Here is a 13,627-nt window from a genome sequence, read left to right as displayed (position 1 = left end):
CTCTCTTGACGCTATTGATTTCCCAACTTTTCAATTGCCGGTATATCCGCAGGTGCCCATTCGAGCGTATGTAACTGATCTTTTGCAATCCAACGTAATTCCGCGTGCTCTGCCGCCACAGGCTGTCCTTCTACAATCTTCGCCATGAACGTTTCCAACCGGACAATTACTTTTTCGTACTCATATGTAGTATCTTCTACTGCTTCCCCTACAGTTATGGTGCAACCCAACTCTTCTTGAATCTCACGTCGCAGTGCTTGTTGATGTGTTTCTCCAGTTTCTATTTTGCCTCCTGGGAACTCCCAATAATTAGGGAGTGTCATCATAGGACTACGAAGTGCAGCTAACACTTCACCTTTCTCGTTTTCAATCACTGCTCCCACTACATGTACTTTTTTCTTCATGTGTTCCGACCTCCATTTTATTGCCAGTCCATTTGGGATCCATTATACCATCAACCTCTATAAAGTGTAGAAGGCTTCCTATGTTTCACCCTGCATTAAATCAGGAATACTTAACTATGGACTACACTATAATGAAACAAAGTGGGGGTGAGTAAATGAAACAAAAGAAAACTTCTGTACTGTTACGCATCGCTATTGTAATCACCTACTCCATCATGATCACAGCTAACGCATTGGCCAATATCATTCCGCTAAATGGACAAACGACTGGCGAGCTATCAGACAAATACGGAAATTTATTTACGCCGGCCGGATTTACGTTTTCTATTTGGAGTCTGATCTACTTACTGTTATTATTTCATGTCATCTATCAACTGGGGCTTTTTCAAAAGAAGAAAAATCCACAACTTCTTAGTCAAGTAGGCATATGGTTCTGTATCTCCTCTGTTTTGAATGCAACGTGGATTTTCTTATGGCATTATGAATACTTGTTACTTTCCGTTATCGTCATGTTACTCATGTTGCTGACATTAATAGGAATCAATACCATCACATTTAATGCTTCGCTGACTAGAAGAGAAGCGTTCTTCATAAAGCTTCCATTCAGCATCTATTTCGGATGGATTACAATCGCTACCATCGCAAACATTACTGCTTTTCTCGTTTCTATTGAGTGGGACAGATTGGGTTTATCTGACGTTACATGGACAATTATCATTTTATTCTTCGGAGCTGCTATCGGGATTCTAACTACAATCCGACGTCAGGATATAACCTACGCACTTGTATTGATTTGGGCATATTACGGAATCTATTCCAAGCACACTTCAGAAAGTGGATTTAATGGAGAGTATCCTTCTATTATCTTATCTACCTTAATCTGTTTGGCGCTCATAACTTTGACCATTGTGATCGTTGCAGTAAAAAAACTACGCAAATAAAAAAGCGCAAAGGAGTGGCTAATCGCCTCTTCCTTTGCGTCAAATATTCATGTCATCAGGTCGTGTTATCATACAATACCTAATACTTACATACTACTACAAAAACCTATCGTGATGAATATAATAGTCTTTCCAATCCGAGATAATTAGATCATTGCGTACGTCAACCGAGATATTTTGCTAAGGAACAACTGGTTCGAGTAGCGATTTCAAACGTATTTCCATACATAATCCACTTTTATAAACCTCGACTAAATCCCCTGCATGTCGGAGTCAATTGGCGTTGACTAACCTTGTCCTACCTACACCCATTCCGTGTACTTTTATCATTTCCTTCACTTACTCACTTCTATCGCTACATTACATATAGTTCGTAATAATATATCCCATAAAAACTTACACAACTAATGTAGCGAGTGTTTTTAAAACTATGTAAAAGTCTCCTGTTCTGACCCCTTAAATTTATTATAAATTGACTCTTTCTTAAGTATCAGATTGCCTTTATTCTAAATTTACTACTTTTATACGTGAGGAAGATTCAGACTATGCAAAAAACACAGAGCTATCCAGCACAACGAACGAAGACCTTTGATTTAATCCTGACATCTATGCTTGCATCACTCGTGTTCGTCGCTACTCTTTTACTTAATATTAAGCTCCCTTTAGGAAACGGTGGATTAATTCATCTCGGTACTGCCATGTTGTTCATTGTCTCCATTTTATTTGGACCGAAGAAAGGCATGATTGCAGGAGCCGTTGGAATGGGCTTGTTCGACCTCGTCAGCGGATGGGCTTTATGGGCACCTATCACGATCTTGACACGCGGACTGCAAGGTTATATCGTGGGTAAAGTCGCTTGGTCAAATGGCCGTAAAGGGACAAGTTTTAAATTCAATCTACTCGCAATGTTACTATCCATTCCATTCACGATTGCCGGTTATTATATCGGAGAAAGTATTCTATATAACAGTTTGATCATCCCGCTAGCTTCCATCCCAGGTGATCTAGTCCAATGTGCAGTAGGAATCGCTATTGCTATACCGGTTTGTGCGATGTTGAAGAAGGTTTCTATGTTTAAATAAACAATACAATTGCAATCCCTTGTATCCCAAGCGCTGCTATCAATTCTTAATTCCCCAAGTTCACTTTATTAGATGTTTCTTATTGTATATACTGCCAAAATGTACAATGATGAAAACCCGAGTTTGGGATAAAAGAAAGAACCTGTCCGAGAGATTTTGATCTCCCGGACAGGTTCTTTATATTACTGCTTCATATTAACGAATACACTCTTCACTTCCGTGTAGTTCGCTAAGCCATATTCTCCGCCCATTTCGCGGCCAATACCCGATTGTTTATAACCACCGAATGGCATAGTCTCCCACTCAAGGCCGAAGTCATTAATCCAGACAGTTCCAGACTGTAACTTGCTTGCGATATAATGTGCTTTTTTGACGTTCTCTGTCCAAACACTTGCCGCCAAGCCATATTCACTATCATTGGCACGCTGGATTGCTTCTTCTACTGTATCAAAGACGAATAATGATAAAACAGGACCAAAGATCTCTTCACGAGCGATTGTCATATCATCTTCCACATCTGCGAACACTGTTGGTTGTACGAAGAAACCTTTTTCATGTGCTTTTTCGCCTCCAGCTACTAGACGTGCACCTTCTTCTTTACCTTTTTGGATATAGTCCAATACAGTTTTTTGTTGCTTAGCAGATACGAGCGGGCCCATTTCCGTAGATGGATCCATCCCCGGTCCGACTTTCAGCGCTTTCGCTTTATTAGCTAACGCTTCAACAAATTGATCGTACAGGCTTCGATGGATATACGCACGGGTACACGCACTACAGTTTTGTCCATGGTTATACATAGTTCCTGCAAATACACCTTCGATAGCTTCTTCCACATCCGCATCTTCCAACACGATAGATGGTGATTTACCACCAAGCTCAAGTGTAATACCTTTCATCTGATCCGCAGCCGATTTCATTACTTGTTTCCCTACTGCAGTAGATCCTGTAAACGCTACCTTGTCCACCTTTTCATGTGTGATTAGGGCATTACCTGCTACACTTCCGGCACCTGGCAAGACGTTCACAACACCGTCAGGGAATCCGGCTTCTTTAAACAAGCGAGCTGCATAAAGCAATGATAGTGGTGTTTCACTTGCTGGTTTGATGACTACTGTACAACCTACTGCGAGTGCAGATCCAAGCTTCCATGCAGCCATCGCTAGAGGGAAGTTCCAAGGGATTACTTGCCCTACCACGCCAACCGGCTCATGCACGATATAGTTCAGGTAATCAGGGGATATTTGAACAGTTTGTCCAGTGATCTTCGTTGCCCAGCCTGCATAGTACCGGAAATGTTGTACAGTTCCGTCTACATCATCAGCCAATGCTACTTCATATGGCTTCCCGTTATCTAATGCTTCAAGCTGTGCCAGTTCTTCACGATTCTCGTCAAGTAAATCCGCAAACTTATAGATCAAGTGTGAACGTGTTGCCGCGTCCATCTTTGTCCATTCACCTTCATCGAATGCTTTACGAGCAGCTTCCACCGCAACATCGACATCTTCCGGCTGTGCTTCGCTTACTTTTGCGATGACTTCTTCTGTTGCAGGATCAACTACGTTAAACATTTTCCCGCTCTTCGCTTCTACATACTTTCCATTGATATAGAGACCTTTTGTATTTTGTAAAAATTCCTGTACTTTAGGTTTTAGTTCATAATTTAATTTCAACATCCGTTGCTACCTCCAATTCCTTTTTCAGTACGCCAAGTCCATCCATTAAGTCTTTTAGCTTTTGATCTTCTTCTTCGTTCAATGGTAGACGTGGCAGACGACAAGGTCCTCCTGCACAGCCTTTAAGCTCCATTGCACGTTTTGCGATCTGTACATATTTACCCGAACCTTCAAGGAACTCACATAGAGGCAATAATTCATCATATAACTTCCATGCTTCATCCATGTTTCCGTCCTGTAATGCATTATACAATTTCATGACATGGCCCGGTACGATGTTTCCTGAAACAGAAATCCAACCCGTAGCGCCAACTAAAAATGACTCAATCGCTAAATCTTCTGAACCACAGAATACTTTCAGGAACCCTTCACCTTGACGTGCAATATCACGTGCTTTACCGATTCCACCGCTAGACTCCTTAATATGTGTAATATTTTCCACGTCGCGTCCCACGCGTAGAATTGTTTCTGTGCTAATGTCTACGCCTGAAGTAAACGGATTATTGTAAATCATAACCGGTATTTTAACGGATTCAGCTACCGCTTTGAAGTGTTCATAGATTTCATCTTCTTTTGGATGGGCGTAATAAGAGTTAATCAATAGCGCTGTGTGTGCACCCGCTTTTTCTGCCTGTTGAGTGTATTCAATTGCATCCGCTGTTGTTTCCGCCGCTGTGCCAACGATCAATGGAACGCGACCATTGATTTGTTCTACCGCCACTTCTACTGCTTTGAAACGCTCTTCTTTTGTTAAACTTACGAATTCGCCTGTACTTCCGTTAATCGCAATTCCATTAACATTTTCTGCAATGAAATGCTCTATATTGTTACGGAATCCGTCCCAATCAATCTCTTCCTGATTTAACATCGGTGTTACCAATACTGGAAAGATACCTTTTACTTCTGTCATTTTAAATTCCTCCAATTAGTGTTTTAGTTAGTTACATTTCCTATTTCACTTATACTACTTACGCTACTTGCTTCACCTTCAAGCTTTTGCGTGTGCTCGCCAGGCTGGGTCCGCCAAATAAATTTGCCTGTAAACCCGTAAATAAGCGAGATGATGATGACTAAAAAATTAAACCATAAGAATGGTAGATAACTCATTGTGGATACTCCGAGTGCTGCGGCCATAAATACGCCGCCATCCGACCAAGGAACCATAGCCGTAGTGACTGTTCCACCGGCTTCGGAGTTTCTTGATAGCACCCTGCGGTCGATATTCAATTTATCATAATTGTCGCCAGTAATTTTAGTGGCCGTAATCAATGAAACATAAGCTCCACCGAATGCGTTACCGAGAAGTCCAGCTAACATCGTGGTTACCGTTGCTTTACCCGGATTGTTTGCCCATTTGCCAAGGTAATTCCCCACTGCACGCAATACACCAATTCGCTCCATTAATCCACCTACACCTAGAGCAAAAATAATTAATGCGATTACGTCCAACATAAACACAATTCCGCCACGGTTTAATAAATTGTCAATAAACGGAACGCCCGATTCAATCGTGTTGCCTGCATACATAATATTGAATGCTTCAAGGAACGTCGCACCTTGGAACAAAAACGCCCATATTGTTCCTAAAAATGCACCAAATAAAATAACTGGAATTGAGGGCATTTTGAATACCAATAATAAAATTACTACTGCTGCCGGGATCAACATAAACCAGCTAATATTGAAGTATTCTTCCAATGAATCCATTGTGTTCAATGCTGCTGATAAATCTCCGCTCCCTTTGTAGAATAATCCTACAACCAAGAACAAGATAGCTGAAATAATCCAGGCAGGTAGTGCGACCGTAAACATCGACTTAATATGATCGATGAGATCAACTTTTGACAATGACGCTGTCATAACCGTTGTATCAGAAAGCGGTGACATTTTATCCCCTACATAACAACCTGAGATAACTGCACCTGCAACAAGCGGTAATGGGAATCCGAAACTTGCACCAATTGCCATCATCGCAATTCCGGCAGTTCCTGCCGATCCAAATGAAGTTCCTGTAGCAATCGATGTTACCGTACAAATAATGAAAGCAGCCAATAAGAAAATGCTTGGATTAATAATTGATAATCCGTAATAGATAATCGAAGGGACAACCCCCCCCGCAATCCAAGTACCAATTAATGCACCCACTGATGTTAATACGATGACCGCTTCTAGACCATCATTCACACCACTCAATAAACCATCCTGCATTTGCTTATAGCTATAGCCAATCTTTAATCCTAATCCTATAATTAGGAACCAAGTCGTCAAGAGCGCCAGATGAATGGATATGCCGAATACGACAATAAATGTCACCATAATTGCTCCAAATCCGATTAGCACAAACAATACTTCGGCCAAACTGGGTAATCTCTTCTCCATATTAAAACCCCCTGTGGTTTTACTAGACGTGGCTTTTAAGCTAAGATAAATCCTTTCGGTAACGGATCTTCAGGATCAAGAATGAATTCATGCGAACCCGTTATGTAAGGCACGCTCCCCACCGTGAATAATCCCCTGTCGCCTGGCACTGATTGAATTTCAATCTTGCTTTCGAAAATACTCTGGTTGCTCAACGAACCTATAGCGTGCTGCTCATTCACTGCCAAAGCGATGGTACTTTCGATACCTGGCGATCGTAATATATAGCCGTCCTGTTCAAAAGTAACCGAACGATACTCGTGAGCTGTAAGTTGTTCCTTCAAGATAATGCCATCGAAAGCCTTCTGTTGTGACTTCAACTCTTTTACTTGTACTGCTCCCCACTCCAATATCTCTGATAACTGTCCCAATTGAAGCGATTTAATAGAAGGTGGTAATGAATATATATAGAACATATGCCCACTCGTGAGCTTCACACAAGAAGCTTCTGAATCATTCTCCACCATCTTTCCTTCTGCTACTTCCATACGTACAGCAGTTACTTCCTGTTGCTCTACAACCGCTTTCACATTCCATACACCGTGAACCGTTTCCACTGTATACTGACCGTCTTCCTTCTCTTGCAAATGCCCTATTTCTAGCAGTGCTGCTGTGGTAGCAAGAAGTGCTTCGTATTTAAAATCAATCGCCTCTTGATGATGAAGAAACAATAACTGATAATCTGCTACAGCTGAAGCACCTACGATACAACCATTCATTCCACGGTGTCCGCGAGGTTCATTCAACAATAAATTCTTTTCCGATTCAAAGTGGCTTTCTAATTTCTTTTGATTGCTCAGCGCATCCAGGCTTTCAAAGTTAAAAGGTGAATGCACAATTATACGGTAAGCTTCTCCAAACACTTGTGTGTCCATCGTACGGAACATTTTTTGTAGATTCATTCAGCTATCCCACCTTCAATGGTCCATTGGCGGAATGAGAAGGTACCCTTCCCGCAAAGGATCTTTTTCGTTGTAGTAAAAGCGGTGCATTCCCATAATCCATGCAGAGCCAGTAACCTCAGGAATGACTCCGGCAACACCGCCAACCGTTATTTCTTCTAGAATACGTGCAGTAAATAATGTTCCGACGATACTTTCATAAACAAAATGTTCATCTATCTTCAACTCATTTTTACTATGCAATGTCGCAAGTTTTGCAGAAGTTCCTGTACCGCATGGTGAACGGTCGATGCCGCCTGGAGGTACAATTACCGTGTTTTTCAGATCTGCTTCCGGATGAGTGGGATTAGTATAGAACTCGATATGGGTTAACCCATTAATGAAAGGAAACTCAGGATGAACAATTTCCTGTGTTGCATTGATTGCATTACGTATCTTAATTCCTTTACTAATGAGCGATGCTCCATTTTCTTTCGTCAGCTGAAGGTCTAGCGTCCGGGCATCAATAATGCCATAAAAGTTACCACCGTAAGCGATTTCACAAACAATATGACCCACATCCTCTACTTCCAACTCTACAGTTTTCAATAAGAAGGAAGGTACATTGACGAATGTAACCTCCTTCGCCACGCCTTTTTCTACTTTCACGGTAACATCCACTAAACCCGCAGGTGTATCCACTTTGATCATCGTATAGGGCTCTTTCACTTCTATCATGCCAGTTTCAATCAGCGCGGTGCAGAAACCGATAGTGTCATGACCACACATCGGCAAATACCCACCCGTTTCAATATAAATGACACCCACATCTGCTTCCGGATGACAGGGATCTGTCATAATTGCTCCTGACATGACACCGTGTCCGCGCGGTTCATTCATCAGGAACTTACGTATCCAGTCATACTCCTTCTGCATGTAAAGCATTTTTTCAGACATCGTCTGACCTTGTAAAGGAGGCATACCGCTAATCAGCGTACGGGTTGGGTTTCCTCCGGTATGTGTATCTATCGTCGTAAACATCCGTTGGTACTTCATAAATGTACAACCTCCTGTCGAAAACGACCGAGACTTAACGGTTCAATAGGTATGCAAGTTTCCTTATCGCCTAGCATTTCTTCTATTAACTTTCCAGTAACCGCTGCTAGGCTTATTCCATCACCTTCATGACCTGCTGCAATATAATAACCAGGGATCTCATCTACTCTTGAAATGATCGGTAAATGGTCTTCTGTCCAAGGTCGTAAACCTGCATACGTCCGAATGACGGTCATGTCGGCCATCTGAGGATAGAAGCGCAATGCACGCTTGGCGATTTGTCGAATAACTTTATAATCTACTTTTGTATTAAAGCCGACAAATTCACGACTGCTGCCAATTAAAAAGTTCTGTGCTTCCGTAGGTTCAAAGACAAGTGCCACACCGTACTTTTCCGTAAGCGGATCTACTGAACGTTCGCCACCAAACTTCGAAATTAAGTATCCGAACTCCATGACTTTCCGTAATCCGACAGGTTGTTGTCTGGATGCGACAATTAATTGCCCTTTTCTTGGTACAATCGGTATATTCAAATCTAACATCTGTCCAATCAATGGTGCCCAGACACCCGCCGCATTAACTACACGCTTAGCGGTAAACTGCCCTTTTGTCGTCTCAATTAAAAACTCACCTGAAACATTCCGTGACATACTCGTTACTTCCGTATTTTTATGAATAATTGCCCCTTGCTTTTCGGCACTGTGGAACATGGAGAATGTCATCATATATGGATTAACGGTAGAATCCGTCTTGCATTCCAATCCACCGTACAAGTCATCTGCAAAGTATTTCGATTCATTTCGTAAGTCTTGGCGGTCGAGCATCTTGAAACTTAAACCCGCTTCCACTTGCTTTGATACCCATTGATTTGCTGCTTCCATCTCTGCATCATTCTCACAAACTAAAATACTTCCTGGATTGCGGTATTCAAATGAAAGCTCCAAATCTTTATCTAATTGATGAACCAGTTCCTGGCTTTTCAAAGACATTTGACTATCGAAACCGGGATCTTTATCAATCGCCAGTATATTTCCATCACATTTTGAGGAAGTGCCACTCGCCAGTTCACTCTTTTCAAGCACTGTAATTTCCAAGCCTGCTTTAGAACCGTAGTATGCAATGGCGGCTCCCATAATCCCCCCGCCAATTACAACGATATCGCTATGTTGTATTCCTATCACAAGACTCCTCCTCTCGATTATTTATTCACTTTTATATAATGCAAGAACCATGCCAACTTTATAATTTGACATTTATGTGACAGTTAATTATCCATATAAACCTTAGAATATGGTAGCGCTTTCTATCTCCGTAATATCCTATAATTATTTACTTTTAAGGAGTAGTTCACTGTAACTATTGAATTTTCAGATAAAATGTGTAAAGTATTGTATACACTGTATAAAATACTGACATTGGAGTGACCAAAATGTTGAAATATATTCACAACTTCATTACAGATATTATGGAAAAAGACTTTCTTATTATTAACGGAAAAACAAACGAAGAAATGATTAAAGAACTTATGAAACGCACTCCATCTACACAGCTGTTTATTCAACAAGCACAGGACTACCTCCATGTACGCATGCAAAAAAACGAAATTTGTTACGAAAACTCCCCCATTCTTTCTCTAGATATACCAATCAGTGACGTATCCAAGAAGTTTTCCCATGTCGAATTCTTATTATGTCGTAACACGTATGGTGAAATTACAGGTTATATCAAAGCTGAACATTTTATTGATAAGTTAATAGAACAACATGAAAAGACTCTGTCGTATTTACAGACTGTCCTTCATACAATCGACGAATCATGCACTGTGATTGATCAAGATGCCAATGTATTGTACTGGACCAAAGGAGCCGAGTCTTTATTCTCTCTTAAAGAAAAAGATATAATAGGTAAACCCATTACAGATTTCTTTGATACGAAGCATTTAGAAATACTACATACATTGCAAACTGGTTCCTCAGTGCGTCACTCGCAGCATCATGCACGTAGGGATCTCGTTGTGCTGATCAACTCAAACCCTATTTATCACAGGGATCGTATAATTGGCGCCGTCGTGTCAGAAACCGATATAACAAGCCAAATCCGAATGAATGATGAGCTGTACGCGACTTCCGAAAAACTGTTCTTGCTCGAAGAAGAGGTACGGAAAAGTGCAGCCAGCCACAGTCCTTTTGATTATATAAAAGGAAATAGCGATAGGTTGCAACAGACAATTGAAGTTACTAAAAAGGCGGCTACTACAGACGCCAGTATTTTACTGTATGGAGAAAGCGGTGTAGGGAAGGAGCTATTTGCGAAGGCTATCCATAATCTAAGAGAGTCGCAGAACGCACCATTCGTCGCCATAAACTGTGGGGCAATACCTGAGAGTCTATTTGAAAGTGAAATATTCGGCTATGAAAAGGGGGCATTTTCAGGCGCTGACCAGCGAGGGAAAAAGGGAAAGATTGAATTAGCCAGAGGAGGTACCCTTCTATTAGATGAAGTAGGAGAAATGCCGCTTGATATGCAGGTGAAATTCCTACGGGTCCTTCAAGAGCGTAGATACTATTCAGTAGGTGGTACGAAGGAGATTGAAGCTGACTTCCGCATTGTCGCCGCAACGAACCGTGACTTACGGGAGCTCGTAAGCGAAGGTGCTTTCAGAGAAGACTTATATTACCGCCTGAATGTTGTCAATGTTAAAATTCCTGCACTACGCGAACGAGCAGAAGATATCATTGAGCTGACACATTACTTCCTTTATGAATTCTCTGTTAAGTACAATCGGCAAATTAATAGTGTTTCGCAAGTAGTTATGCAAGCACTCCTACAACATAACTGGCCAGGGAATATTCGGGAACTCCGTAACGCTATTGAACGCCTAGTCGTATTCTCTGATAATGGCCTCGTTAATGTTCAAGATCTCCCCTCTGAAGTCATTGAAAATACCAATTCACTGCCCGTGGCCAATATAGCAAAACCTGTTCAGACAGAAATTGCACCACTAACGGAGCAGATAAAGAATTTTGAACGCAAGTTGATTGTGCAGGAGTTAGAAAAGACAAGTGGAAATAAACTACAGTGTGCAAAAAATCTGGAGATTACCCGTGCTACTCTGTACAATAAAATGCACAAATTAGACATACCTTTCTAAAGAATTTTCCATTGGCATGATTCTTGCATATTAGTTAAGCAGTAAACTAGCAAGGAGTGAACATACATGTCCGAAAAAGATATAATTATTTGCAGATGCGAAGAAGTAACTTACTCCAATTTAAAAGAAACAGCGAAAAAATTTCAATGCACACCGAGAGAACTTAAATTACGTACGCGTGCAGGTATGGGCTATTGCGGAGGAAGAACATGCCGCAATGCCGTAGACAGCATAGCGCTTGAAAGTACAGAACGGAATGAATCCCAAATTACATTAAAGTATCAACCGCCAATCAGACCCGTAAGTTTCGGCAAGTTAGGGGAGGTTATTGAATGAGTCAGCGAATCACAAACCACCCGGTACTCGGAACACTGGACGAATCACAAACTATCACATTTACATTCAACGATGTAGAATACAATGCACTTCAAAACGAGTCAATTGCCGCTGCTCTACTGGCTAACGGAATTAGAACGTTACGCCACCATGAAGAAAGCGGTTCCCCTAGAGGGATTTATTGTAATATTGGTCACTGCTTTGAATGCCGAGTAACCGTAGACGGTGTACAAGGGGAACGAGCTTGCCTGACACCTCTCACACAAGGAATGAAAGTCGTCAGCGGCGGTAAACTACAGACTGACGTACGTGATTGGAGGGCCAATCATGGAAAATAAAACAATCATCATCGGTGCAGGTCCGGCCGGTTTGACAGCAGCCATCACAATTGCTTCACGCGGTCACAGTGTAGTGGTTATCGATGAATATATGAAACCGGGCGGACGATTACTCGGTCAACTATACGAAGAACCTAACGGCAACTGGTGGAATGGTATTGTAGAATCCGATAAATTGCATCAACAAGCGAAGAAACTGGGTGTCGATATCAAGCTTCACACGCCCGTTTCCAACATCGAAGTTCAAGACGGAATTTGGAGTGTCCATACGGATGTAGAAATTCATGAAACTACTCATTTACTACTAGCGACAGGCGCTGCAGAAAATCCTCTTCCGATTAAGGGATGGACCCTTCCAGGCGTCATGTCAGTCGGAGCTGCACAAGTCATGACCAATGTTCATCGTGTTAAGCCAGGAGAGCGCGGAGTCATTATCGGAGTGAACGTCTTATCATCGGCAATTGCAATGGAACTGAAAATGGCGGATATTGATATCGCTTGTATCACATTACCTGTTTCCAATACCGTCAATGAAAAGTTCGGACAGCCATTAGAAGTGATGAACTCACTTCTGCATGTTTCGCATATGGCACCCTCTGCATTTATTAAAATGGGAAGTAAATTGATGAAAAATGACTTTTTCAAACAACTCGGAATTACATTCTTCCCTAAAAATGGTGTAAAAATGTGGGATATACCGATAATGTTACGAAAAGCAGTCACAGAAATAATTGGTGACGGACAAGTCGAAGGCGTGAAGATCTCTACAATTAATCCAGCCGGTGAAGTAATTCCTGGTACCGAAGAGATTATTGGAGCAGATTTCGTGTGCATCGCCGGCGGACTCTATCCATTAGCGGAATTGGCAGCTGTCGCTGGATGTCCTTTCTATCATATAGAAGAGCTAGGCGGTTATGTCCCATTGCATAACGAACGCATGGAATCCACCCTTCCTGGACTTTATGTAGCGGGAAACATCACGGGTATTGAAGGAGCTAAAGTTGCCATGTGCCAGGGACAAACTGCAGGTCTCTCTATTGCAAACAACTTAGAGAACGGCATACTAGAAAAGGACTTGGTTTCCTCTATACAGCATACTGAGCATACAAGAGAGAATGCTTATATTCAATTTCATCCTGAAATCGCACATGGTAAGGATAAGCTTAAGTTGTATTGGGATGAGTACAATGCGGCGGTGACAAAATAATTTTTTAAATCGAGTAGAGTGAACGAATCAAAAGATTGACTCGTTCCACCCTCTCACACCACCGTACGTACGGATCCGTATACGGCGGTTCAATAATTTGAGTGTATAAGTTGGTACTTCGCGGCTATATTCATATATCC

Annotated in this window: 13 protein-coding genes; 6 read left to right on the top strand and 7 right to left on the bottom strand. The window is 41.6% G+C overall.

The features are described from left to right. Positions 1 to 11: 11 nt before the first annotated feature. A complete protein-coding gene (locus CSV72_RS09400; protein WP_099678120.1) occupies positions 12 to 404 on the bottom strand; it encodes a (deoxy)nucleoside triphosphate pyrophosphohydrolase in 393 nt (130 codons plus the stop codon). A 155-nt stretch (positions 405 to 559) separates the two neighbouring features. Between CSV72_RS09400 and CSV72_RS09395 the strand changes: the two genes are divergently transcribed. Together CSV72_RS09395 and CSV72_RS09390 are read left to right on the top strand one after the other, a co-directional pair. After that, on the top strand, positions 560 to 1,345 hold the full coding sequence (locus tag CSV72_RS09395; protein ID WP_099678119.1) for a TspO/MBR family protein: 786 nt from the start codon (positions 560 to 562) through the stop codon (positions 1,343 to 1,345). Positions 1,346 to 1,890: 545 nt separating this feature from the next. Further along, positions 1,891 to 2,427 carry an ECF transporter S component gene (locus CSV72_RS09390; protein WP_099633703.1) on the top strand — a complete coding sequence of 179 codons (537 nt, stop codon included), beginning with the start codon at positions 1,891 to 1,893 and terminating at the stop codon, positions 2,425 to 2,427. 182 nt (positions 2,428 to 2,609) lie between these two features. Here CSV72_RS09390 and CSV72_RS09385 read toward each other — a convergent pair whose 3' ends face one another. The 6 genes from CSV72_RS09385 to CSV72_RS09360 are packed head-to-tail and all read right to left on the bottom strand — an operon-like array spanning position 2,610 to position 9,588. Continuing rightward, entirely contained in the window at positions 2,610 to 4,100 is a 1,491-nt protein-coding gene (locus tag CSV72_RS09385; RefSeq protein WP_099678118.1) for an aldehyde dehydrogenase family protein, read from the bottom strand. Continuing rightward, a complete protein-coding gene (gene dapA, locus CSV72_RS09380) occupies positions 4,081 to 5,010 on the bottom strand; it encodes a 4-hydroxy-tetrahydrodipicolinate synthase (RefSeq protein ID WP_099678194.1) in 930 nt (309 codons plus the stop codon). Before dapA ends, CSV72_RS09385 begins: the two co-directional genes overlap by 20 nt. A gap of 23 nt (positions 5,011 to 5,033) precedes the next feature. Beyond that, entirely contained in the window at positions 5,034 to 6,479 is a 1,446-nt protein-coding gene (nhaC, locus tag CSV72_RS09375) for a Na+/H+ antiporter NhaC (protein WP_099678117.1), read from the bottom strand. Positions 6,480 to 6,514: 35 nt separating this feature from the next. After that, the gene (locus tag CSV72_RS09370) at positions 6,515 to 7,420 is read right to left on the bottom strand and encodes a proline racemase family protein (RefSeq protein WP_099678116.1); all 906 of its coding nucleotides are present in this window, start codon (positions 7,418 to 7,420) and stop codon (positions 6,515 to 6,517) included. Positions 7,421 to 7,435: 15 nt separating this feature from the next. Then, on the bottom strand, positions 7,436 to 8,455 hold the full coding sequence (locus CSV72_RS09365) for a proline racemase family protein (protein ID WP_099678115.1): 1,020 nt from the start codon (positions 8,453 to 8,455) through the stop codon (positions 7,436 to 7,438). Beyond that, complete coding sequence (locus tag CSV72_RS09360) at positions 8,452 to 9,588, bottom strand: NAD(P)/FAD-dependent oxidoreductase (RefSeq protein WP_369802898.1); 1,137 nt, start codon at positions 9,586 to 9,588, stop codon at positions 8,452 to 8,454. Before CSV72_RS09360 ends, CSV72_RS09365 begins: the two co-directional genes overlap by 4 nt. Positions 9,589 to 9,884: 296 nt before the next feature. Between CSV72_RS09360 and CSV72_RS09355 the strand changes: the two genes are divergently transcribed. The 4 genes from CSV72_RS09355 to CSV72_RS09340 all read left to right on the top strand — a co-directional run bounded on the left by CSV72_RS09355 (position 9,885) and on the right by CSV72_RS09340 (position 13,487). Next, positions 9,885 to 11,606 (top strand): sigma-54 interaction domain-containing protein, encoded by a 1,722-nt coding sequence (locus CSV72_RS09355; protein ID WP_233191211.1) that lies wholly within the window; start codon positions 9,885 to 9,887, stop codon positions 11,604 to 11,606. Between the two features lie 66 nt (positions 11,607 to 11,672). After that, on the top strand, positions 11,673 to 11,942 hold the full coding sequence (locus CSV72_RS09350; protein ID WP_099678114.1) for a (2Fe-2S)-binding protein: 270 nt from the start codon (positions 11,673 to 11,675) through the stop codon (positions 11,940 to 11,942). Then, positions 11,939 to 12,280 carry a (2Fe-2S)-binding protein gene (locus tag CSV72_RS09345; protein WP_099678113.1) on the top strand — a complete coding sequence of 114 codons (342 nt, stop codon included), beginning with the start codon at positions 11,939 to 11,941 and terminating at the stop codon, positions 12,278 to 12,280. Before CSV72_RS09350 ends, CSV72_RS09345 begins: the two co-directional genes overlap by 4 nt. Beyond that, positions 12,270 to 13,487, top strand: a complete 1,218-nt coding sequence (locus CSV72_RS09340; RefSeq protein WP_099678112.1) for an NAD(P)/FAD-dependent oxidoreductase — start codon at positions 12,270 to 12,272, stop codon at positions 13,485 to 13,487. Before CSV72_RS09345 ends, CSV72_RS09340 begins: the two co-directional genes overlap by 11 nt. The last annotated feature ends 140 nt before the right edge of the window (positions 13,488 to 13,627 follow it).

Source organism: Sporosarcina sp. P20a (genome assembly GCF_002743175.1).
Taxonomy (GTDB): Bacteria; Bacillota; Bacilli; order Bacillales_A; family Planococcaceae; genus Sporosarcina.
The sequence above is the reverse complement of the archived record's forward strand: the minus strand, read 5'-3'. Positions and strand labels throughout refer to the sequence as shown.

Coding starts and splice junctions, on each gene's coding strand:
- CSV72_RS09360 (WP_369802898.1), bottom strand. CDS start 9,588: ATGGGAGCCGCCATTGCATACTACGGTTCTAAAGCAGGCTTGGAAATT.
- CSV72_RS09365 (WP_099678115.1), bottom strand. CDS start 8,455: ATGAAGTACCAACGGATGTTTACGACGATAGATACACATACCGGAGGA.
- CSV72_RS09400 (WP_099678120.1), bottom strand. CDS start 404: ATGAAGAAAAAAGTACATGTAGTGGGAGCAGTGATTGAAAACGAGAAA.
- CSV72_RS09345 (WP_099678113.1), top strand. CDS start 11,939: ATGAGTCAGCGAATCACAAACCACCCGGTACTCGGAACACTGGACGAA.
- CSV72_RS09390 (WP_099633703.1), top strand. CDS start 1,891: ATGCAAAAAACACAGAGCTATCCAGCACAACGAACGAAGACCTTTGAT.
- CSV72_RS09385 (WP_099678118.1), bottom strand. CDS start 4,100: ATGTTGAAATTAAATTATGAACTAAAACCTAAAGTACAGGAATTTTTA.
- nhaC (WP_099678117.1), bottom strand. CDS start 6,479: ATGGAGAAGAGATTACCCAGTTTGGCCGAAGTATTGTTTGTGCTAATC.
- dapA (WP_099678194.1), bottom strand. CDS start 5,010: ATGACAGAAGTAAAAGGTATCTTTCCAGTATTGGTAACACCGATGTTA.
- CSV72_RS09395 (WP_099678119.1), top strand. CDS start 560: ATGAAACAAAAGAAAACTTCTGTACTGTTACGCATCGCTATTGTAATC.
- CSV72_RS09355 (WP_233191211.1), top strand. CDS start 9,885: ATGTTGAAATATATTCACAACTTCATTACAGATATTATGGAAAAAGAC.
- CSV72_RS09340 (WP_099678112.1), top strand. CDS start 12,270: ATGGAAAATAAAACAATCATCATCGGTGCAGGTCCGGCCGGTTTGACA.
- CSV72_RS09350 (WP_099678114.1), top strand. CDS start 11,673: ATGTCCGAAAAAGATATAATTATTTGCAGATGCGAAGAAGTAACTTAC.
- CSV72_RS09370 (WP_099678116.1), bottom strand. CDS start 7,420: ATGAATCTACAAAAAATGTTCCGTACGATGGACACACAAGTGTTTGGA.